The organism is Methanosarcina sp. WWM596 (assembly GCF_000969965.1).
GTDB lineage: Archaea > Halobacteriota > Methanosarcinia > Methanosarcinales > Methanosarcinaceae > Methanosarcina.
Window position 1 is genome coordinate 1 of the sequence record NZ_CP009503.1, and the last position, 21,225, is coordinate 21,225.

General features: G+C 39.6%; 17 protein-coding genes. 6 read left to right on the top strand and 11 right to left on the bottom strand.

From position 1 onward, the window contains the following. Nucleotides 1-1,081: 1,081 nt before the first annotated feature. The 4 genes from MSWHS_RS00005 (at nt 1,082) to MSWHS_RS00020 (ending at nt 5,248) form a co-directional block, all read left to right on the top strand. The gene (locus tag MSWHS_RS00005) at nt 1,082-2,326 is read left to right on the top strand and encodes an ORC1-type DNA replication protein (protein WP_048124959.1); all 1,245 of its coding nucleotides are present in this window, start codon (nt 1,082-1,084) and stop codon (nt 2,324-2,326) included. Between the two features lie 659 nt (nt 2,327-2,985). After that, on the top strand, nt 2,986-3,582 hold the full coding sequence (locus MSWHS_RS00010) for a dephospho-CoA kinase (RefSeq protein ID WP_048124961.1): 597 nt from the start codon (nt 2,986-2,988) through the stop codon (nt 3,580-3,582). A gap of 193 nt (nt 3,583-3,775) precedes the next feature. After that, nucleotides 3,776-4,255, top strand: a complete 480-nt coding sequence (locus MSWHS_RS00015; RefSeq protein WP_048124963.1) for an RNA-binding domain-containing protein — start codon at nt 3,776-3,778, stop codon at nt 4,253-4,255. A gap of 219 nt (nt 4,256-4,474) precedes the next feature. Continuing rightward, nucleotides 4,475-5,248, top strand: coding sequence for a sugar phosphate isomerase/epimerase family protein (locus MSWHS_RS00020; protein ID WP_048124965.1), 774 nt, complete (start codon nt 4,475-4,477; stop codon nt 5,246-5,248). A gap of 174 nt (nt 5,249-5,422) precedes the next feature. Here the strand turns inward: MSWHS_RS00020 and MSWHS_RS00025 are convergent, their stop codons facing one another. From MSWHS_RS00025 to tnpA, 4 genes are all read right to left on the bottom strand, one after another. Beyond that, nucleotides 5,423-5,932 carry a gamma-glutamylcyclotransferase gene (locus MSWHS_RS00025; RefSeq protein WP_048158615.1) on the bottom strand — a complete coding sequence of 170 codons (510 nt, stop codon included), beginning with the start codon at nt 5,930-5,932 and terminating at the stop codon, nt 5,423-5,425. 42 nt (nt 5,933-5,974) lie between these two features. Next, entirely contained in the window at nt 5,975-7,024 is a 1,050-nt protein-coding gene (locus MSWHS_RS00030; protein WP_048124968.1) for an elongation factor Tu, read from the bottom strand. A gap of 390 nt (nt 7,025-7,414) precedes the next feature. Next, nucleotides 7,415-8,587: an RNA ligase gene (locus MSWHS_RS00035; protein ID WP_048158616.1), complete on the bottom strand. Its 1,173-nt coding sequence runs from the start codon at nt 8,585-8,587 to the stop codon at nt 7,415-7,417. A gap of 160 nt (nt 8,588-8,747) precedes the next feature. Further along, nucleotides 8,748-9,161 (bottom strand): IS200/IS605 family transposase, encoded by a 414-nt coding sequence (gene tnpA, locus MSWHS_RS00040; RefSeq protein ID WP_156151171.1) that lies wholly within the window; start codon nt 9,159-9,161, stop codon nt 8,748-8,750. A 28-nt stretch (nt 9,162-9,189) separates the two neighbouring features. On the opposite strand from tnpA, the gene tnpB reads away from it, so the two are divergent. Further along, complete coding sequence (tnpB, locus tag MSWHS_RS00045; RefSeq protein ID WP_048158618.1) at nt 9,190-10,302, top strand: IS200/IS605 family element RNA-guided endonuclease TnpB; 1,113 nt, start codon at nt 9,190-9,192, stop codon at nt 10,300-10,302. Between the two features lie 132 nt (nt 10,303-10,434). Here tnpB and MSWHS_RS00050 read toward each other — a convergent pair whose 3' ends face one another. After that, nucleotides 10,435-11,742 (bottom strand): IS4 family transposase, encoded by a 1,308-nt coding sequence (locus MSWHS_RS00050; protein WP_048159513.1) that lies wholly within the window; start codon nt 11,740-11,742, stop codon nt 10,435-10,437. A 206-nt stretch (nt 11,743-11,948) separates the two neighbouring features. On the opposite strand from MSWHS_RS00050, the gene MSWHS_RS00055 reads away from it, so the two are divergent. Continuing rightward, the gene (locus MSWHS_RS00055; RefSeq protein WP_082087983.1) at nt 11,949-12,740 is read left to right on the top strand and encodes a TIGR00266 family protein; all 792 of its coding nucleotides are present in this window, start codon (nt 11,949-11,951) and stop codon (nt 12,738-12,740) included. Nucleotides 12,741-12,916: 176 nt separating this feature from the next. Here MSWHS_RS00055 and MSWHS_RS00060 read toward each other — a convergent pair whose 3' ends face one another. From MSWHS_RS00060 to MSWHS_RS00085, 6 genes are all read right to left on the bottom strand, one after another. Continuing rightward, nucleotides 12,917-13,693, bottom strand: coding sequence for a CBS domain-containing protein (locus MSWHS_RS00060; RefSeq protein ID WP_197073995.1), 777 nt, complete (start codon nt 13,691-13,693; stop codon nt 12,917-12,919). A 294-nt stretch (nt 13,694-13,987) separates the two neighbouring features. After that, nucleotides 13,988-14,833, bottom strand: a complete 846-nt coding sequence (locus MSWHS_RS00065; RefSeq protein WP_048124976.1) for a CBS domain-containing protein — start codon at nt 14,831-14,833, stop codon at nt 13,988-13,990. Nucleotides 14,834-15,257: 424 nt separating this feature from the next. Further along, nucleotides 15,258-16,259 (bottom strand): CBS domain-containing protein, encoded by a 1,002-nt coding sequence (locus MSWHS_RS00070; protein ID WP_048124978.1) that lies wholly within the window; start codon nt 16,257-16,259, stop codon nt 15,258-15,260. Between the two features lie 424 nt (nt 16,260-16,683). Continuing rightward, complete coding sequence (locus MSWHS_RS00075) at nt 16,684-17,478, bottom strand: HPP family protein (RefSeq protein ID WP_048124980.1); 795 nt, start codon at nt 17,476-17,478, stop codon at nt 16,684-16,686. A 74-nt stretch (nt 17,479-17,552) separates the two neighbouring features. Further along, on the bottom strand, nt 17,553-18,182 hold the full coding sequence (locus MSWHS_RS00080; RefSeq protein ID WP_048124982.1) for a cyclic nucleotide-binding/CBS domain-containing protein: 630 nt from the start codon (nt 18,180-18,182) through the stop codon (nt 17,553-17,555). Between the two features lie 1,486 nt (nt 18,183-19,668). Further along, on the bottom strand, nt 19,669-21,123 hold the full coding sequence (locus MSWHS_RS00085; RefSeq protein WP_048124985.1) for an OB-fold nucleic acid binding domain-containing protein: 1,455 nt from the start codon (nt 21,121-21,123) through the stop codon (nt 19,669-19,671). Nucleotides 21,124-21,225 lie beyond the last annotated feature (102 nt).

Consider the following 21,225-nt stretch of genomic DNA (forward strand, 5'->3'; position numbering starts at 1 on the left):
GTTTTAAGGAACATATCTGTTCCAGTAGAAACAGAGGGGTCTTCACCATAACTATTAATACCGTGTACTTCCATTGGATCTACTGCAAATATACTTTGAAATCAAAGGTTTATATATAACTTTCATCTAAAATTTTGGGTAAAGAAGATCCTGATTACAGGTTTCATCAGGGCTTAAGAGATGCTTTAAAATGCGCAACTCACTCTTCAGTTTATCCCCAGCCTTTTAGGAACAAAAATTTCAGGCATTAACTTTAAGAAACATGCATTTATCTATCCATCTCCCTTTGTAAATCTCTCATCCGTAAGGTTTGACTTATCAAAATTATACAAAAAAACAGGTCAGGTTTCCAGAATTACTGAGAATCAAGAGTGAAAGACATTTCGAAAATTAACAATTACGCCTTTCCATATATCTTTTCCATGTCCGGGTGATATTATGCCTAAACATATTCAGTCTGATGTATTCTGTCTGATATATTCTGTCTGGATAGTGTTCTGAGTCTCCAATATACTCACTTCGAAATAATGAAAATGGTTCAAAAAATCAAAAAATCTTTCAAAATCTGGGTTTAAATGTTTGCAAGTTTTTCCTTTATATGTATTTATGGAAAATTAGTGATATGATTCCTTAAGCAGGACTTTCACTCATTTAAACTGGATACAATAATCGAGACTGGAAAACGGAATTCAAAAATTAAGATTGAAAAACGGACCTGGAAAAACTGAGATTAAAATTTAAAATAAAAAAAAGAAAAAACACATAAATTCATAAGCGTGTGTACATTCATATAATTTCTTTAATTGGTTATTACCTTTGCAGATTTTATCTGTGTATTAACCGTACATATTAATTGTCCATATAAACCTAATTGTCCATATAAACCATCTTAAAATCGTACATATTAATTGTCCATATAAACCATCTTCATATAAACCATCTTAAAATTGTACATATTAATTGTCCATATAAACCATCTTCATATAAACCATCTTAAAACCGTACATATTAATTGTCCATATAAACCATTTTAACTCGTTACATCTGTAGTATTATAACTTTTATGCGAAGAGGATCATTCATGATAAAAGCTCAATCATTAGACGGCTTATTCGAAAAATTACTTGACGGAAAGTCAATTTTCAAAAACAAAGAGGTTCTTCGTCCTTCTTATACACCGGACCTGTTATTACACAGGAACGAACAAATAAACAGTCTTGCAACTATCCTGGTTTCTGCACTCCGGGGAGAGACCCCCTCCAATGTCCTGATTTACGGAAAAACAGGGACAGGAAAGACTGCAGTGACCAGATATGTAGGGAAGGAACTTGAAAGGGTAAGTGAAGACAAATCAATTTTCTGTTCTGTTGTTTATATTAACTGCGAGGTAATCGATACTCAGTACAGGCTTCTTGCAAATCTTGCCAGGCATTTCGAAGAAGAAGTCCCTATGACCGGGTGGCCTACGGACCAGGTCTTCATGAAATTTAAGGAAGCAATAGATGCAAGAGATCAGGTTATTATCATCATTCTGGATGAAATTGACAAGTTGATCAAGAAAGGTGACGATGTCCTCTACAACCTTTCAAGGATCAATACCGACCTCAAAAAAGCCAAGGTCAGCATGATAGGGGTTTCTAACGACCTTAAATTCACAGAGTTTCTGGACCCCAGAGTCAAAAGTTCCCTGGGCGAAGAGGAATTGATCTTTCCGCCTTATGATGCCGAACAGATCAGCGACATCCTGAAGCAAAGAGCAAAAATGGCTTACAACGACGGAGTGCTTGGCGAGATGGTAATTCCGCTCTGTGCAGCCTTTGCAGCCCAAGAACACGGCGATGCCAGGAGAGCACTTGACCTTCTGCGCGTTTCAGGAGAAATCGCAGAGAGAGAAAACCAGCCTCAGGTTCTTGAAGAGCACGTAAGGCGTGCGCAGGAAAAAATCGAAATTGATCGCGTCGTAGAAGTTGTAAGGACTCTCCCCACCCAATCCAAGCTTGTGCTCTACAGCATCATCATGCTCAGGAGCCGGGGAAGAGAAGGCAAGAACGTCACAACCGGAGAGATGTATAACGTCTACCGCCAGCTCTGTCATCATATTGACGTGGATATCCTTACCCAGCGCAGGGTCACCGACCTTATGTCAGAACTTGATATGCTGGGCATAGTGAATGCCGTGGTAGTAAGCAAGGGCCGTTACGGCAGGACAAAAGAAATCTCTTTGAGCGTCCCTGTGGAAAACACTCGTAAAGTACTTCTTGAAGACTACAGGCTTAAACCTCTTGTAGATTTCAAAGCCTCCATCTTCAACAAGATGTTCTCATAAAGTCCGGATTATCTTTCTGATCCGGCCTTTCTGGCTTTTCCACACTTTTTTTAAGACAATCAACCTGTTCTAAAACAATCTTAGCTTCTTTTAAGACAACTTTAATCTGTTCTAAGGCAACTTTTACCTGTTCTAAGGCAACTTTTACCTGTTCTAAGGCAACCTTACTTTTACGGAAAAACTTTTTTTATAGTTTTCTTTCCAGAAGCTTTTCTTTCAATCTTTCAGAAATAGCCTCAGCTTTTCAGGAAATAATATATATGATCCTGTGTTTTGACTAGGATCGTATCATAATTCATATTTCAGGTATAGATCTATATCATTCAAGTTCTATACTATGCAAATTACATACATTCAAATTGTATAATCTTCAATTTCCATACTATTCAAGTTTCTACCAGAGTTAATGATCTAAACTTTAACTCGAGTTTCGATTGAGATTCTAACTGATATTTCTATTTGAGGCTTCTACTCAAATTAATAGCCCATGTTTATAATTCAAATCTAATGATTTAGGTTTAAAAACTCAGATTTATAATTCAAATCTAATGATTTAGGTTTAAAAACTCAGTTTTATAATTCAAATCTAATGATTCAGGTTTAAAAACTCAGTTTTATAATTCAAATCTAATGATTCAGGTTTAAAAAGGTAATTTTTGATGAAGATAATAGCGTTTGTAGGCATGCCAGCTTCGGGAAAATCCGAAGCTTCTAGGATTGCTGCTGAGATGGGCATTCCTGTTATTATTATGGGTGACGTTATCAGAAAGGAAGTACTGAGGCGTGGGCTTGAGCCCAACGATTCCAATACCGGGATGGTTGCAACGGACCTTCGCAAATGTGAGGGCATGGATGCTGTTTCCAGGCGCTGCATTTCTCAGATCAGGGAAACAGGCTCGGAACTTGTAGTTGTTGATGGTGTACGCGGGATTGCGGAAGTAGAGTGCTTCAGGCAGGAATTCGGAAAAGGTTTTATCCTGATTTCCATTTACGCTCCCATTGAGATTCGTTTTTCCAGGGTCCAGAAGAGGGGTAGAAGTGATGATATGAACAGTATCGAAGGCCTTCGCCACAGAGATGAAAGAGAACTCGGCTGGGGTATGGGAGAAGCTATAGAAGCCTCTAATGTGGAAATTGAAAACAATTCCACTCTTGAAGCCTTCAGAAAAGATGTTATTGATGTTTTGGGGAACTATTCAGGATCATGCCCAGAAAAAGATCATGCTCGGAAAAAGACCATGCCCGAAAAAATCTGACAGAATAACATTTCAAGAACAAACCCAGAAAATGATGTTTTAAGAACAGATTTGATAGACTAACTTCTCTGAAGACAGCAAGTTATTTCTGTCGAACAGTGTCGAAAAATCAATTCAACTGAAAACTTTCCGGAACAATCATATATTAATCACTTTGAGATCAATCACATTGAGAGTATAGTGGAGTAGATTTATGATAAATGTAAAGGTTTCAGCAGCTGTATATCCTACAGAAGACTCTGAAAAGATCACTAAAGCAATTTCAGTTCTTTTTACGGGAATAGAACTTCAAAAAGAAAAGATTGAGGTAACAGAAACCGAAAAAGGAATTTCTCCTTCTTTTATTCTTACAGGAGAGGGAGGACTTGATCTCTTGTTTACTTTTCATGGACTTATTCGTAGGGAAAAGATTATAGATAGCATTCGCAACAAGGTTTTCAATAAAGGATTGTCCAGGGAAGGGCTTTTAGTCCGTTTTTTGCTCAACAAGCAGGCAGCTTTTGTTGGAGTTCCCAGTGTTCCTGCTAAAGAAGAATCCCTGGGAGCCATCGAAGTGATTATCAGGGCAGACTCTTCTGAGGAGATGGAAAGGCTCTTTGAGTGGCTTTTGCCTCTAACCGAAGAAGGAGTGCCAGTTGTTGAAGTGGGAATGGACTATGTGGAAAAGGGTTGAAATCACGAATTTCAGTTAATTACGAATTTCAGTTAATTACGAATTTCAGTTAATTACGAATTTCAGTTAATTACGAATTTCAGTTAATTACGAATTTCAGTTAATTACGAATTTCAGTTAATTACGAATTTCAGTTAATTATATTTTAATTCCCGCCCCAAGTTTATGTTAATCAGGGACGAATTAGAAGAGACGAAGTAAAAAGGATGAATTGTCACCATGCAGCTGCATAAAATCAGTTTTTCGTCGCGTGCGGTCGTTGAAGATCCTTTTAAATGGGCATACACGCTTGAAGACCATGGGTATACGGGCTGGGAGATTGTACAGGAAGGATCCCAGTGCCTTAACAGTAAAACCGTTCAGAATCTGAAGAATATTTATGATACCACCAGCCTGGAAATGACCCTGCATTTGCCTTTTTCTGATATGAACCTTGCAGGTCTGAACGATTCAATTCGTGCAGAAGTCCTCAGGCAGATGAAGCATTACCTGACCCTTGCCTCGAACTATGTCAACCTTGCTGTGGTACATCCCGGATATCTCTCACCTTATGGGGTACAGGTTCCGCAGCAAGCCTATATGACAAACCTTGCCTCTATCCGGGAATTATGTGACTTTGCAGCAGATTTCGGAATCCTTATAGCTGTTGAGAATATGCCCGATTACCCGAAGATTTTTGGCAAATACCCTGATGAAATGCAGGAAATGCTCGATGCTGTCGGGAGCCACAACGTTGGCTTCACCTTTGATGTCGGGCACGCAAACACTGTTGGGCTTGTAGACGAGTTTCTGGAGCAACTGGGAGGGAGGATATCCCATGTTCACATCCATGATAATATGGGCAAAAAAGATGAACATCTCCCTCTCGGAGAGGGTACTGTAAACTGGAAACAGGTTATGGAAAAACTCTCAAACTATAATGGAATCTTTGTTACCGAAATGGCTTCAGTCGAAGAAGGGATCAAAAGCCTTGAGTTCTTAAGAAAGCTATGAGTTACCTGTGGCTTTTTTACCCGCCGTCTTTTCTTCTCAATTCGTACCCCATTTCTCTCCAATTCTTGCCTAATTTTCTCTTTAATTTTTGCCTCATTCCTTTTTCAGTTCTTTTCTTTCAGTTCTTTTCTTTCAGTTCTTTTCTTTCAGTTCTTTTCTTTCAGTTCTTTTCTTTCAGTTCTTTTCTTTCAGTTCTTTCTCTTTGAGGTAATGGATCCAATCTCCGTGTTCGATTATTTCAGTTTCGGGTTTTTCATCGTAGACATAGATAAAACCCCTAATTTTCTGTTTTTCTATCTCAAGGTCCACATATTCCCTGTGGTACCCTCCAAAAAGTTCCATATAATCAATGGATTTTGCAATTTCAAGCTGTTTTCCGGAAAACCTGCGAACCTCTGCAACAACTGAGCAGCCTTCAATGGGGTATATTCCGGGGTAAGGACCCAGAGAGTAGAGTGCATATCCGTCGACTTTTGTTGTCCCGAGGAATTCTGATTTTTTCTGGAGATCAAAGCGCCGGCTGTTGTAGAGCCCATTTCTTAAGCTGCCGTAAAGTGCCATTATGATTTCTTCGCCTTCTGCTCTTTCGTATGAGCGCTGCCAGCAGATGTTTCGGTGGAAGGTGTTCCCGTAAAGGGTATTGTCCTTCCTTGAGGTTATGTTTTCCCCTGAGCCGTTTTCCATGGCATATCCCTTTTACATTCGGTCTCAAACTTAATCTCAAACTTATTTCGAAAAACCGTAAGCTGCAAAGCGCTGGGTCAGATCAAGGTTTGCAAGCAGGAAACGGTCTTCTTTGCTGTAGGCAACCTTTTTGTTTCCTGAAAGTTCCAGCACGCAGGTAGTGCCTGGCTTTGCTTCCGTTGCTTCCTTTCCGTCAACCAGGATTTTCTCAACGCGCACAGGTTCGGACTGCAAACCGACAAAAAGGTGAAGTACACTTTCAGGTTCTATCTTTTTCGTGAATTTTGAGATAGTACATTCCAGGATATAGTCGGTAGTCACGGTTTCCCTGTCGGAAATGATGAAGCCTCTTTCTATATCTTTGGCCTGGACATTTTTCAGGCGCATGCCGACTCTTGTGCCTGTCGGGGCGCTGTCGATGTCAACATCATGGCTCTGGATTGAGCGAATTTCGATATCCCTGTCCAGCGGGAAAATTTTGGTTTTATCTTTTTCTTTTGATATTCCCTGCTTAACAACTCCGAGAACAACACATCCTTTGCCTGTCACATTGAAAGCGTGGTCTATAAAAACCCTTGAAGGCAGGCTGTTAAGTTCTGCATGTTCGACTTCTATTTTTTCTGCCATCTCATTTATTCTGGCTTTAAGGTTGTCAACGCCTTCAAAGGGGTTCTTTGCGCTTTTGTTTGTGTTCAGGGAAATACATTCCCAGTCATGGAGTGCGGTTCCTGTAGTGATTGCCTTTAGTTTCGCCTTAAATTCTTCAACTGCATGCATGTTGGTGCTGTCCGATTTCGTCAGGGCAATAATTCCATGTTTAAAACCGAGCAGGTCCAGTGCAATGATACATTCCCCGGTATGGGCGTCCAGGTTCGGAGGGATGCACAGGACGGCTATATCGGAAATATTCAGTAATGTGACAAGGGATTTCAAGGTTTTAGGATAGCTTTGAGCATCCATAAAAACCATATTCTTGCCTTCCTTAGCGTTGTTGTACATCGTTATATCGGAAACTGTTCCTTTTTTCCCGAGGTTTGCGGCAAGGGAGGTCCTGCCGCTTTTTTCTGTCCCTATGATTGCAACGTTTACCATTGTGAGTCCCCTTTTCTGAATCAATGCTATGTATGGAGGAATCAATGCTATGTATGGAGTATTTTCCAGATTTGTTGAATTTGTTTTGAGTGTAAGGATAGAGTGTAAGGATTTATCGAACCTCAATGTTTTTCAGGCAACATATTTTTGAAATCTGCAACTCTCGTTAAAGCTGCACCTTTTAAACTATGGCTTTCGCTAATTTTGTATCTGCCACTGGTATTAATATACTGCAATATATTTCTTTTCGCACTGTTTCCAAGAAACTCAATCAAGAAAAAGAAAAGTGATTAAGAAAAGGAAAAGTGATTAAGAAAAAGAAAAGTGATTAAGAAAAAGAAAAACAATCAATAATAGCTAGAAATAGGTTTTATTGACAGATCAACACTGTCACCAGAGATCTCCTTCCCAGATCGCCTGAGTTTTATCATTGGTGCTCTTATTTACTTTTTTAATATTTATCAAATACTCGTCTCCTGCGGGTTGCGGGGCTTCAAAAATCGCATCCACTCCAAGCCGTTTGAGGTAATCTTCAAATTCTGTCGCGGTTTTCAGGTCCCTTACTCTGATCCTGACTTCTTCATAGAGCCTCTGCCCATTCTTTACACTCTTGATTGCCTCTCTTAGAGGGTTCAGGATGCTTTCCCCAAGTTGCATATAACGCTTTTTGAACTCGGCTTCATTTTCGTCCCATTCCACTGTCTGAAACCCTTCTCTAACAATTCTGGGGAGCATGTAGTCCCTTCCGGCTTCGTTGTAAAACTTGAAGGCGTGCCTGAGGTCGGAGCAGTTACTCTGGGATGACGTATACTTAACGGAAGCAAGAACCATTTCAGGGTCCTTTATAACCACGCCTTCATGTTCCTTTTCCCCAAGTTCCCGGATGATTTTTGCAATTTCTTCAGCTGCCGTTTCCAGGGGAATCTCTCCGAAGTATCGAACTTGCAGAAAGCTGTATTTTTCCAGAATTTCGTGTTTTCTGGCTACGGAAAGAGGGTTGCCGCTATTTTTCTCCCGGATGTCGAAGATGTAGAACTCCACGGATTCGATACCATAGATTTCTTTTGGAACATAAGGATTGTCAGGGCCCAGCATCTCTCCATAAAGTACGAGTTCGGGAAAGTCGTCAAAAAATCTCAGGTCAAGCTTCTCTTTTGCCCTTTCAGTCGTGTAAGGGCAGACATAGCCACTCCGGGTGATTGCCAGGACCTCGCCTTTTACGTTTGCTACCCTGACATTATACCCGTTCATTTTCTCTTCAACAATTACCTTTTCAAGCCCGCTGAAATGCTTTTTAAGAGTAGGGTCCAGGACCATGGCTCTCCGGATCTTAGGAAAACCCATAATTACTTCAAACGAATCATCTTTCTCGTAAAGCACGGTTCCCCTTTCAATATGGGAAATCTCTTTGTCGAAGCGGAAAAGGTAGTCATATTTCCCCCAGTTTCTGGCAAGGTAATTCTTTTCAAAAAGGTGTTGAATCCTCTCCGTCTCAAATCCCAGGCAGGCAGCCAGTCGACTTATAAAGTTGGGATCTATTTCCCCATTCTCCTCTTTATTCATATTTGTTTATCTGTGTTCAGGCGTGAAATAAGTTATCATTTCTTTCCTGAGCTTCAGGTTGATTTAGGTTCAGGGCAGGTAAATCCGCAAAAAATAGTTGGTTTATATGAAGAAGCGTAAAACCCCTGAGTCTTTAGCTCAGGGGATATAAGCGTCAACTTCAACCCTGATTTCGTATGTAATATTCTGCCGCCTCTTTACTCACATTTCCGATAGTAGACGCAAAATAACCATCACTCCATAACGTATTCTCACCCCAATAATACTTTTTCAGATATTCTTTTTGAGTTTTCCATAACCTGTTAGTATATTCTTGTTTCAATTTTCTGACAATTGACAAAACGCTAACTTTCGGCTCACTCTTGATCAAGAAATGAATATGGTCTTTGTCAGTTTCCATTTCAAGGATTTCAAAGTTAGACTCTTTTGAAATGTCAATCATAATCTGTTTGAGTTCTTCGCTAATTGGTTCAAGTATGACTTTTCGGTATTTGCAAACAAAAATAACATGATACATTAACAAAAATTTGCTATGATTCCGTGTTTCATACTTCCTATTTACCAAAAAATATATATATTGTTAAAGCATATAATGCCTTTGTATGATGCAAGCGTTCAAATTTAGACTCTATCCTACAACTACACAAGCTATTCAATTGAATCAGCATATAGGTAGCTGTAGATTTGTCTATAATTGGGCACTTGACCAGAAAATTAAAACTTATGAGCAGACAGGGGAATCAATTTCCAGATTTGACTTAAACAAATTAATTCCTACTCTAAAGGCTTCTAATGAGTGGTTAGGAGAAGTTAACTCTCAATCATTACAGGGGATGACTAAGCAGGTTGAATCCTCTTTCACTAGATTCTTTAGAGAGAAAACAGGGTTTCCAAAGTTCAAATCAAAAAAGAATCCGATACAGTCTTTCCCTGTACCTCAACACTACACTGTAAACTTTGAAAATAATACTATCAAGCTTCCAAAAATAGAACCAATTAAAGCAGTTCTTCACAGGAAGTTTGAAGGAAAGCCTAAAACGGCTACGGTATCAAGGACATGTAAAGGACATTACTACATCAGTATCCTTGTTGAAGATGGAAAAGAACTTCCAGTAAAGGAAGCTTTCACAGAATCAACAACAGTAGGAATTGATGTAGGTATCAAAGACTTTGCTGTCCTTTCAACAGGAGAAAAGGTTGAGAATCCAAAGTACTTGAAAAATTCTCTTAAAAGGCTCAAAGTATTACAGAAAAGAGTCTCAAGGAAACAGAAAGGCTCTAAGAACAGGGCAAAAGCTAAACGAAGACTTGCTGTACTCCATGACAAAATAACAAATCAGAGAAATGACTTCCAGAACAAACTCTCTTTTAGACTTGTTAGCGAAAACCAAGCTGTAGCTCTGGAAACTCTAAATGTTAAAGGCATGGTTAAGAATCATCACTTAGCACAGGCTATAAGTGATTCTGCGTGGAGTAGTTTTGTAACAAAGTTGGAATATAAGGCTCAATGGTTTGGAAAAACCGTCCTGAGAATAGGACAATTTGAACCCTCTTCTAAGCTATGTAGTGTGTGTGGATACCACAATAAAGAGCTTCAGCTAAAAAACAGAGAATGGATTTGTCCAGACTGTAAAACCAAACACGATAGAGACATTAATGCCGCTATTAATATCAAAAAATTCGCTCTCATAGATCAGAATCTAATTGGATTATGACACCGTAGGGACTACGGGGATGAGCTTGGGGACTTGCCCTCAATAGAGGGAGGAATGAACCAAGAAGCCACTCATTGGTCATCGGTTAAGAACTTACTTCCATCTACCAATAGTGTTTTTCATTTCACCTTTTCATAAAAAGAATTCTTCTCTGAACCTTTCTCTGTTTACATGCGGGTTCAATGCTTGACTTTCATATACACTCATTATTGTTTCAAAAGTTCTTTGAATTCCACATCTATTCAGAATTACTGTCAACAAATCTGATGTATTCTCTGCAAATATTGTGCTCCAACGTAACTGCGTATATTGAGCCATTTTTTCAGGATGAGCTGTCGAGTTTCTTACGAGAGAATAAATTCTTCTGCTAACGATTAGTGTCAACATTGCTGTCCATATTAAAGCCTCAATTACCTGCACATTCTTTGTTTCAAGAACTTCAAGAGCGTATTTGCTTTTCAACTCCTTAAACAGCAGTTCTATGTCCCATCTTGCTCCATATAATTTTGCAATGTCTTTTGCATTCAAAACATCTTTCTGAATATTTGTGATATATATGTGATGCTTTTCATCCTCATCATTATATACCGCAACAAGACGTACAAGCATCTCATCCCGCTTTTGTTTGCCTTTATACGCTCTTCTTTTGAATGCTATTTTTACAACTGCATCAATATCTTTTCCAGAGAGTTGTTTAATACACTCACTAACAGGTTTTTCCGCGAACTCTTTGCTTTTTGTCTTAGAAAGTCCTTCTTCAACAGAAACAAGAATAGGATCCATATTCTTCCTTATTCTTGAGACAAAATATCCTCCGTTTTCCTCAACTCTTGCAAACATTTGAGTTTTGTAAAATCCAAGATCAACAAGAAGAATACGGTCTTTGATCCATGGGCCGATTTTCAATGTTTTGATCTCAGCTGTTTTTTCAGAGTACAGAGCAACTGTTTTAGGCCCATTAGCAACTGCACTTACCATAACTCCCACTTTTACCCCAACTGCTACTGTTCTTGCTCTTGCTGCTGGAAACTTGTCTGCTAAAGATGAGTGAAGACGAACAATTGTGCTGTCTTGAATGAGAACATCCTGAAAGTTTTCGAGTTTTTTGCTAAGTTTTCTACCAGGTTCTTTTGCAAGCTCTTCTATGCCGTGAATAACACACTGATGAAGAAACTCAACAAGTTCTGGAGTGAATCTATAGTACCAGCTGCTGTCGCTTAATGTCTTATTTGATTCTTTTTCATATCCTCTTTTCAAACTGGCAAGTGTACGCTGCAAGCGTACACCAAAACCAAGAGTTAAAACCCAAAAGATGATGACAGGGTCAATTTTACGCTCACGTACTATGAGGTCAGTTTCTTTGGCAGTTTGCCTTAACCACTTTTCGGGAAACATTTCCCGAAGAGAGTCTTCAAGAGTAGGTGGGGGACGAGGAGACATAGATGCACTAATATTTAGATTATTATTATAAAAACACATACGAGAGTGATTCCCTAACGCTTAACCGATGACGTATGAGAAACCACTCAGTCTTTAGCTGAGTGGTAGTTCACAAAGAATAAGCCAGTTTATCAAAAATCTTTTTAAATAGGCGGCTTCTAATCTCTCCTATACTTAAATTTCTATGTAAGCTAGGAGGCTACAAAATGGCTGACGACATCGACTATGAGATTATTGGCAACGATATGCAAATCGTTGAGATTGAGCTTGATCCAGGTGAAACTGTTCAGGCAGAAGCTGGGGCTATGGCATATATGGGGCCCGGAATCCAGATGGAGACAAGTATGGGCAGTGAAGGTCGTGGGTTACTGGGAGGTCTGAAAAAAGGACTGAAACGAGCCCTGACAGGGGAGAGTTTCTTTATTACCAGCTTTACACACAAAGGCTCCGGAAAAGGGCATGTGGCATTTGCGGCTCCGTATCCGGGCAAGATTCTCCCCCTTGACCTTACCAAGTTTGGAGGCAGTATTCTCTGCCAGAAGGATGCTTTTCTCTGTGCTGCCCGCGGAATAGACGTGGAAGTAGCTTTCACCAGGAAGCTTGGAGCAGGGCTTTTCGGTGGTGAGGGTTTCATCCTTCAGAGGTTACGAGGCAACGGTTTGGCTTTTGTACATATCGGAGGTACGGTTATAAGAAAGGACCTGGCTCCAGGTGAGACTTACCATGTTGACACGGGCTGTGTGGCAGCTTTTACCGAAACTGTGAATTATGACATAACATGGTCAAAAGACTTTAAAAATGCCCTTTTTGGAGGTGAAGGAGTTGTCCTTGCTACCCTGACAGGTCCGGGCATTGTGTACATGCAGAGCCTGCCTTTTTCACGTCTTGCTGACAGGATCTATACAGCTTCAGCTTCCCATCAGAATAGGGGAGAACAGACCGGTATTGGTGGAAGTGAAATCCTGGGAGGTCTTCTTGGAGGAGATCGGTCTTTCTAAAGTAGAAACAACTGCTAAGTAGTAGTAGTCGCAAGCAAGCGAAAATTGATCGCAAAAATGAGATCTCTATAAGTTAATGAAAACTGATAACGGACAAAACAGAAAATAGTGAAAGATCAGGAAGACCTGCTCCCTTAAGGGGCAGACCTTTTTCCCTCTCTTTTCTCTCTAAGATTTTATTCCTGGATTGTGTTTATGACATTCCTGCGTGCGAGGAAACCAACCAGTTCTTCTTCCAGATTGAGGACAGGAACACCTCCGACATTGCGTTCCAGCATGGTATTAACTGCATCTGAAAGGGGGGTGTTGGTGTACACACTGACCACGCTGCGGGTCATAATATCTCCAACAAGCAGGTTTTTGATTCTGGAGTCCTGCTGGTTGTCAGCTACCAGGTCCCTGAAAGAGCGCATCGCAAAAGCGATGTCGTCTTCTGCAACAATTCCTACAAGTTTTCCGTTTTCAATTACTGGCAGCCTTCCCACATCCTCATCAAGGATAAGGTGCCTGGCGTGGCTTACACGGTCTGAGGGGCTGACAGTGATCGGGTCTTTTTCCATTACTTCCCCGGCAAAGCCTGTGAAACGGTTTGCTTTCATGAATTCCTGTGGGGTCACCCAGCCCATTGCGTTTTCATTATCAGTGACAATGATCACGCCTCCGTTCTTTTTAATCAGGGTAAGGGCATCTTTAACATCGGTGTCTGGCAAAACCTTTACAAAATTGTCGGATACGGCTGTTGCAACATGCAAAGAGGATGCAGGTTTGCTCAGTTTCCTGCGAGTTCCGAGCTGCTCTGTCAGACTTCTCATGGTAAGTACACCGAGAACCTGGTTATCATGCACTACCAGCAGGCGCTTTGTATCCTTTTTTTCCATGAGATCAAGGGCGTGAGATATGGTGTCTGACTTATCAATCTTGTGTGGTTGTACCATTATGTCTTTAACTTGCATGCATTTCACCTCATGCGTATCCAGAGTTTTAGTTTCAATTCTTCGCAATTTTCGTTTTTACAGACCTTAATACATCCGTTTTTCCGAATTTCTGTTTTGCATCCTTTTTTTGCTTTCAGCTATCCTTTTCCGTTCCTTTTTTACCGTATATACCTCCGTACCATACGTGCTGTCATGAACTTACTGTTATAGTTAATTACTTCTTACATAGTTAATTACTTCTTACCCTTTTTAAGGTACTTTGCTCCTCTTTTACTTTCAATTTTTGCTGGATTTCATTTCTGAATCCATTTTTCAGAGCATGGATTTCACAATGTCGGTCCTGCTCAGTATTCCTACTATTTCTTCACCATCGTTGACAGGTAGGGCTGTTACCTCTTCTTCAATCAATTTTTTTGCAGCATCGCTAATTTTTTCGTTTACATCAATGGTTATTATTGGAGAAACCATGATGTCTTCCGCTGTCAAAGGCACTTCTTTCACATACCTGTAAGTTTTCTGACCTCCAGGCGAGGACTTCCGGGCCATTTTGATACTTTTTGTTGAAAGCTTGCCTTCGTTATCAGTTAAGAGGTTTAAGGCAAGGTTTCTTCTTGAAATGATTCCTACAGTTTTTCCAGCATCGTCTTTAACGATCACTCTTTCGATCTCGTTTTTGTTCATTTCGTCTATCACATGGTTGATTGTGTGGTGCCTGTGAACAGAAACAACATCTTCTGTCATCAGTCTGGAAATTTTTGTATCCATTCCTTCCGAATGTTCGGCAACATAGCGCACGATATCTGTTCTGGTAACAATACCTACAATATCGTTTTTTACCACTGGAATGTCATGCACTCCGTTCTCAAGCATTAAAGTGACTGCCTGGGAAATGGAGGCCTCAGGATAAATGGTGATTACGGATTCTGTCATCAACAACTTTATCGGGATCTGGTCTATCGGCCGTCTTCTCCAGAGAGGTTCAGCTTGAGCCAGGCGGTTGCTGATATCTGATTTCGTGACGATTCCCACCATTTTGCCCTCGTTAAGGACAAGCAACGTACTGATTCGGTGTCTTAACATCAGTTTTCTTGCATGTGACACGGGTTCATCTACGTTTACAACGTACACAGGTGAACTCATGATGTCCGCCACATTCATGGAATACCTCCTTCATTTTTACAATATATAAGTATTAACAATTATAGTTTTTGAATTAAATGTAAACTTTACAATTTTCAACTGTAAATCTTATAAATCTTAATATTTTACATAACTTCTGCCTATTTCCTGTAAGTCTTGTAGAATTATAGATAATTGGGGAGTATCGGCCAGTTAGAAAGCATCTTCCTAATCTCTATTTTCGAATCTCTTTTTTAAGCCCAGCTGCGCTCCGAGATACCCGATAAATCTAGAATACGAAGTTTATTCTGGTTTGCCCAGCCAAGAAGTTTGCCTCCTTTCCCAAACTCTTTAAATCAAGTCAAGGTATTTTTTCCATTTTTTTATGTTTCAGTCTGGTTAATTTAGCTTTGTTCAGGTTTAGCAGAAGTCTTGTTCCAAAATCCCTGTTTAAAATTCCTGTTTAAAAGTCAAACCCTCTCAGGAAATCGCTCTCTGTGATAATACCGCGTAGCATTCCTTCTTCCAGAACCGGAAGTGAGCCTATCTTTTTATCGAGCATGATTTTCATAGCTTTTCCCATATCTGTGCCGGGGCTGGTCCAGATCAGTTCTTTTGAAACAATAGAGCCTATAGGCTGGTCTAGAGCCTCATGAATATTTCCGGTTGTCAATTTGCTGAATGCATCTCCTCTTCCAAGGAAATGAACAATATCGGAGGCTGTGACCATTCCCGCAAAAATCCCGTCCTTTACTACAGGAAGTCTTCGGAACCTGTTCTGTACCATTACTTTTGCTGCGTGTCCGATGGACATGTCTGTTGTTACCATTGTGACAGCTTTGGTCATGTACTCGTCAACGGTTTTATTTGTCACAATCCCGCCCATCAGCTCCACGGCATTTCTTTCGGTAAAGATTGCGACGACCTGCATTTCATCATTTACTATTGGTAGGCCACCGGTCCTCCTTTTAAGCATTGTTGTAACGGCATCCTTGAAATCTGCCTGCTCATTGATGTACGCAACATCAGTTTGCATAATCTGGCGTACTTCTTCGTTTATTGCAGCCAGAAGGTTGCCTTTGAAACGATTTTCGACAAGGAGGTTCCTGCTGCCGCCTCCCAGGAAATCGATGATATCAACAGAAGTGACTACTCCTTCCAGTCTCCCTGTTCCTGCGTCTGTGATCGGAATACGCCTGAATCTCTTTTCAGTCATAATTCTGACTGCTTCCATGATAGTTGCAGTGGGAGGGAGGGTTACTACATTCCTTGTAGCCAGGGCAAGAATTTTTCCTTCATGTTCCGAAATGTGGGACTTGAAACTGGGGCCTATTCTCATTGTGCCCATGCTGCTGACCATATGCGAGTCTTTCTGTTGCGCTGTTTTGCCTGAATTGTTCAGACCTGGCTGAACATTCTTTTTTTCGACTGGTACAAATTTCGTATTTTTGTTCAATAGGATCACCGAATCGAGTTACAGTTAATTGCTTCTTTCACCTTCCGTTTTTCCTCTACTGCATTTTGCAGGAATTTTTCCCTGAGACTGCATTTCATATTTTAGCAGGCTCATGGATACTAGCAGACTTACGGTTACTAGCAGACTCATGGTTACTGCTGGAAACAAACAATACCTTAAAGCAATTTTCTCTCGAATCTTTCTGAACACTTACTTTTGTTTGTCAATCTGTAATCTTTATTAATTATAATCTTTAATCATTATAATCTTTTTGTGTGAGAACCTATTTATTACCTTTCATAGAATTTCTGATTAGTCATGTGGCTGATCTTGCTATTTCACTGGAATATTTTGTTATTCCACCGGAAAAGTCTCATTTAAAAGGATTAAAATGTCATTAAAGACATTAGATACTCGGCTCTGCTGCTAAAGGTCACTCAGACCATACGTTGGTGAGGGATTCCAGGAGATCCTGCCTGTCAACGATTCCGGATATTTTACCCTGCTCATTTACTACAGTAACTCTTCCGATATCCTGCCGGATAATTATGTCAATCGCACTCTTAACGGAATCGTTCTCTGAGAGAATATATGCAGGAGTTGACATAATCTTTTCAACTTTGGGACTTTCGTTTGGCCTTGTCGCCCGTTCGTCTTCTCTGGACATCCTCAAAATACCTGATTTAATTATATCTCTTCTTGTTATCATCCCGATGGGATCGCCTTTCTTTGAAACTACTGGAATACCGGTATAATCCGTCTCTATCATATAATCCCAAATCTTGGAGATCCTTTCATCCGGTGAACAGGTTTTGACTTTTTTTGTCATAATCGCTTCTATGGGTTTCAAAACACTTTTTGGAAGATCCACCTTTTTGAGAATATCAACATCACTCAGGACACCTACAACCGTATGGTCTGTTGTTGATTTGATAACTGGAACTCTGTTCTGTTTCGATTGCACCATTAATTTTGCAGCTTTTACAACATCCATATCTGGAGTTATTGTCGGGGACGGCCTTGCATATCCGCCTACCGTGACATCCGAGCGCGTGGATGTAATTTTCATGATATCCTGGTCATTCAGCATTCCAACAAGCCTGTTTCCCTCATCAACAACAACAAGGCCTCGAAGTAAGTAATCACGCATCATTTGACGGGCACGAGTTACAAAATCCCCATCTTTGACACTTATAGATCCTTCTGTCATAATCTCGCTTACATTCATTGTTTACCTTCCTGTGCTTTCTTTAAGACAGATAAAGACAGATAATTTGAAAGTCGAGATTTCAAGCTCGTGATTCATTCGTAATTCTCCCCTTCTGCTTGCCGACAGTTTTCACATAAGTATCTGCCGTCTACTAATTTCAGGTCTACTGAATGATATGAACAGGACTCACATATTCCTGCACTGAAGTCTTCTTCAATCTTCTCAGTTGGAGAACTGGAGAGGAGAGCTTCCCGGTTCATATCAATAAGATCCTTAAGTATGGTACTGAGTCCGGGTGTTACCATCAGGATGTCGGTATGAGAAATAATTCCTATAATTGTACTGTCTTTCAGGACTGGCAACCTTTTAATATTGGCTTTCAACATAATTTCGGAAGCTTTTATTACACTTGTTTCAGGCGCAACAGTTATCAGCGGGGTTGAGAGGATTTCGCTTGCATTTACCTTACTTGGTTTCTTGTCCTCTGTAACGATGCCCTTCACAAGGTCCCTTTCGGTAATGATTCCCATTGCCTTTTCTTTTTCTGTAATAATTACGCTTCCGACATCGTGTTTGACCATTTCCCTTGCAATGGCAGGAATATCTGTGTTAATGTCCATTGTGATGACTGTTTTATTCATCACTTCAGCAACCGAGACCTCTCTCTCAATTTCTCTGTTGTGAATATCAGTACCTGCTACCTTTTCAGGTTCATCAATCATTAACTGCCGCTCCCCCTTTATTCTTTCAGCATCCCAAAACCTGGTAAATTCACTATTAGGTAAATTTACTATTAAAACCTCTTCAGGTTTTCAATTTCTCGTGGAAAAATCAAAAGCTCTTTAGGTTTTCAATTTCCCATGGAAGAATCTTCTAGGTTCCTTTAAACTTCCCCTTTTGATAAAGCTCTGGGGTGAAATTCTGAAAAGCCGGGATTTCGGTAAGCTTTTCGCTCAAATATTTTTTCCGGCTCTTTTCCCTTGAAATGTCTTTCCCGCACTTCTAAGACCTTTTTATGACACTTAATATATACGAGTCAATAGTACATAATGATAACGGCATTTCTTTTTTGTGTAAAGATCTGAGTTTACATAAAGTAGGTGCAGAAGCCCTTTTTTGAGGTTAGAGCTGTAGATTTCTTCACTAGAGGTTTACGAAAGTCCGACAGGAATTTTTTTCATAACCCCTCAATTTCCACTGGAGATCTTTGCTCAGAATGAAACATATCTAGTTCTTGAAAAAAATACCAGGGGAAGGTAGAAGAAGAAAAATCTAGCTAAGAAAATAGCTTTAAAGCAAAATAAATTTTTCTTAATTATATTTATGACACTATTAATTCTTCTCACGGGAAATTTTCTATACCCCCTTCATTTCCACTGGAACTCACATCCTCACCTTTTTACCTGCAAATTTCCGGATTTAAAATTGCCAATAGTTATTATAAAGAGTAAAAAAAATAGAAATTAGACAGCAAGTAAAAATGTAAACCTGGATAAAAGGTAAATAAAAGTTTAGATAAAAATATGTAAAAGTAAATAAAAGTTTAGATAAAAATATGTAAAAGTAAATAAAAGTAGATAATTATAAATAAATGCAGATAAATATAAATAAAAGTAAACAAAAATAGATAAATATAAATAAATCTGGATGAAAAATAAACAAAAATAGTTAAATATATATAAACGTAGATAAAAGTACACAAAAGTAGGTAAATCTAAATAAATATGGGTAAAAAATGAACAAAAGTAGATAAATATAAATAAATCTAGGTAAAAAATAAACAAAAGTAGAAAAAAATAGGAAATAATCAGAGAAAGAAAACAGCTTTAAGCAGAATTAATTTTCCTTAATTGAAAGAAAACAGCTTTAAGCAGAATTAATTTTCCTTAATTATATTTATGATGCTATTAATTCTTCCCACAGGTATTTTTTTATACCCCCTATGTTTCCACTGGAACTCACATCCTCACCTTTTTACCTGGCAAATTTCCGGATTTAAAATTGCCAATAGTTTTTATAATGAGTAAAAAAATAGAAATTAGACAGCAAGTAAAAATGTAAACCTGGATAAAAGGTAAATAAAAGTTTAGATAAAAAATATATATAAACTATCTAAATAAATAAAAGTAGATACTGATAAACAAAAGTCAATAATTATCTGTAAAAGTAGATAAAAATAAACAAAAGTAGATAAAAAATAGGGAATAATCAGAGAATAATCACTCTACTCCTGTTCCCAACGCTAAGTTCAATTTCTTCGTTCAACCCATATTTGGCATAAGCGTCAATGATCTGGATCTCAGAGTCTATATCCAGGTCCTCTATAACATAGGCCTGTTCTCCCCAGAGAGTTAATCGGATACTGCCTGTTTCGTCTTTGAGCTGCAGGTTTGCAACCACACTTTCGGTTCCGTCCTCCTTCTCAAACTCTCTGAGTTCGCCGATTTCGGCAACTTTCCCCTGGACAGAATAACTTTCTCCTGGGACAATGTCGGTGATGTCAGTAAATTTCTCCCTGTACTCAACCTTTTTTTCACTTATCTGAATTATCCCTCTGGCTCCCAGGCTGAGTTCCACCTGCTGGCTGAATGTGTTTTCCCGGGAATAGGCATTGAGGACTTCCACTGTATCATCGAAATTAATCTCGTCAAGACAATCGGTTTTTTCGTCCCAGATTGTAAGCCTTATTTTGCCTGTAGAATCACCCATAAGGATGTTTGCAACCCTGCCGGTGGATCCATCTTTTTTCTCGAAAATTCGGACTTCTGAGATATCAAGTATTCTTCCGGAAACATTGATATTATTCATGTCGGCTTTTATATCTGCAATAGGGGTAAACTCTTCTTTATATTCTACTTCTTTTTCGCTTTTCTTGATTATGCTTCGGTTTCCTATTTGCAGCTCTACTTTCTGTGTAAAGGCATTTTCACGGGCGTAAGCACTGATCAGTTCAACAGTGTCCCCGTACTCAATCTGGTTTAAAAAATCGGTTTTTTCGTCCCAGAGCGTTACCCTGATTGTGCCTGTGGAATCTCCAAGCATCAGGTTTCCAACTCTCCCACTGCTGCCGTCTTTGCGCTGGAAAGTCTTGACTTCAGAAACCTCCAGCACTTTTCCCGTAAGGTTGAGGTCTCCCATTCCATCTTTGATGTCCTTTATATTCTGGCTGCTCGAAGCAACATCAACTTCCTCTTCACTTTCGGTCAGAACTCCATTATTGCCGATGTTAACTTCCACTCCAGAATAGCCCTGCTTTGCATAGCCGCTGATCTGAACGGTTTGCCCTACCTTTACTTTTCCGTTTTTAATCAGGTCTGCCATATTGTCCCACAAGGTTAACTTCACTTTTCCGGTTTCGTCTCCGACGATCAGATTTCCAACTCTGCCTATAGTACCGTCGTTCCGGGTAAACTCCTTGATATCAAAAACCGAAACAATTCTTGCAACAAAATTAACAGGTCCGCTCTCGGGTGTAATACTTTCTATTTTCACACTGTCTCTACCTGCATCCGAGAATCCCAGTTCATTGGCAACCAGCATTGCAGCCATCGTCTCATCACAAAGCCCTCCCATGTTCTCGACCTTTTCCTGTGTACGCTGCAGGAAATCCTCTTTACTGATGACATGGCTGAGCTTCTCATAAATAGTGTCAATATCGGTCATAGTACTCCCTTGAATGTTTGATACTTGCTTTCAGTGTTTGATGGTGCTTTTCTTCGATATGTATTCTTGCCTTAAATATCAGGTGTTTGTCCCTGAAAGGCC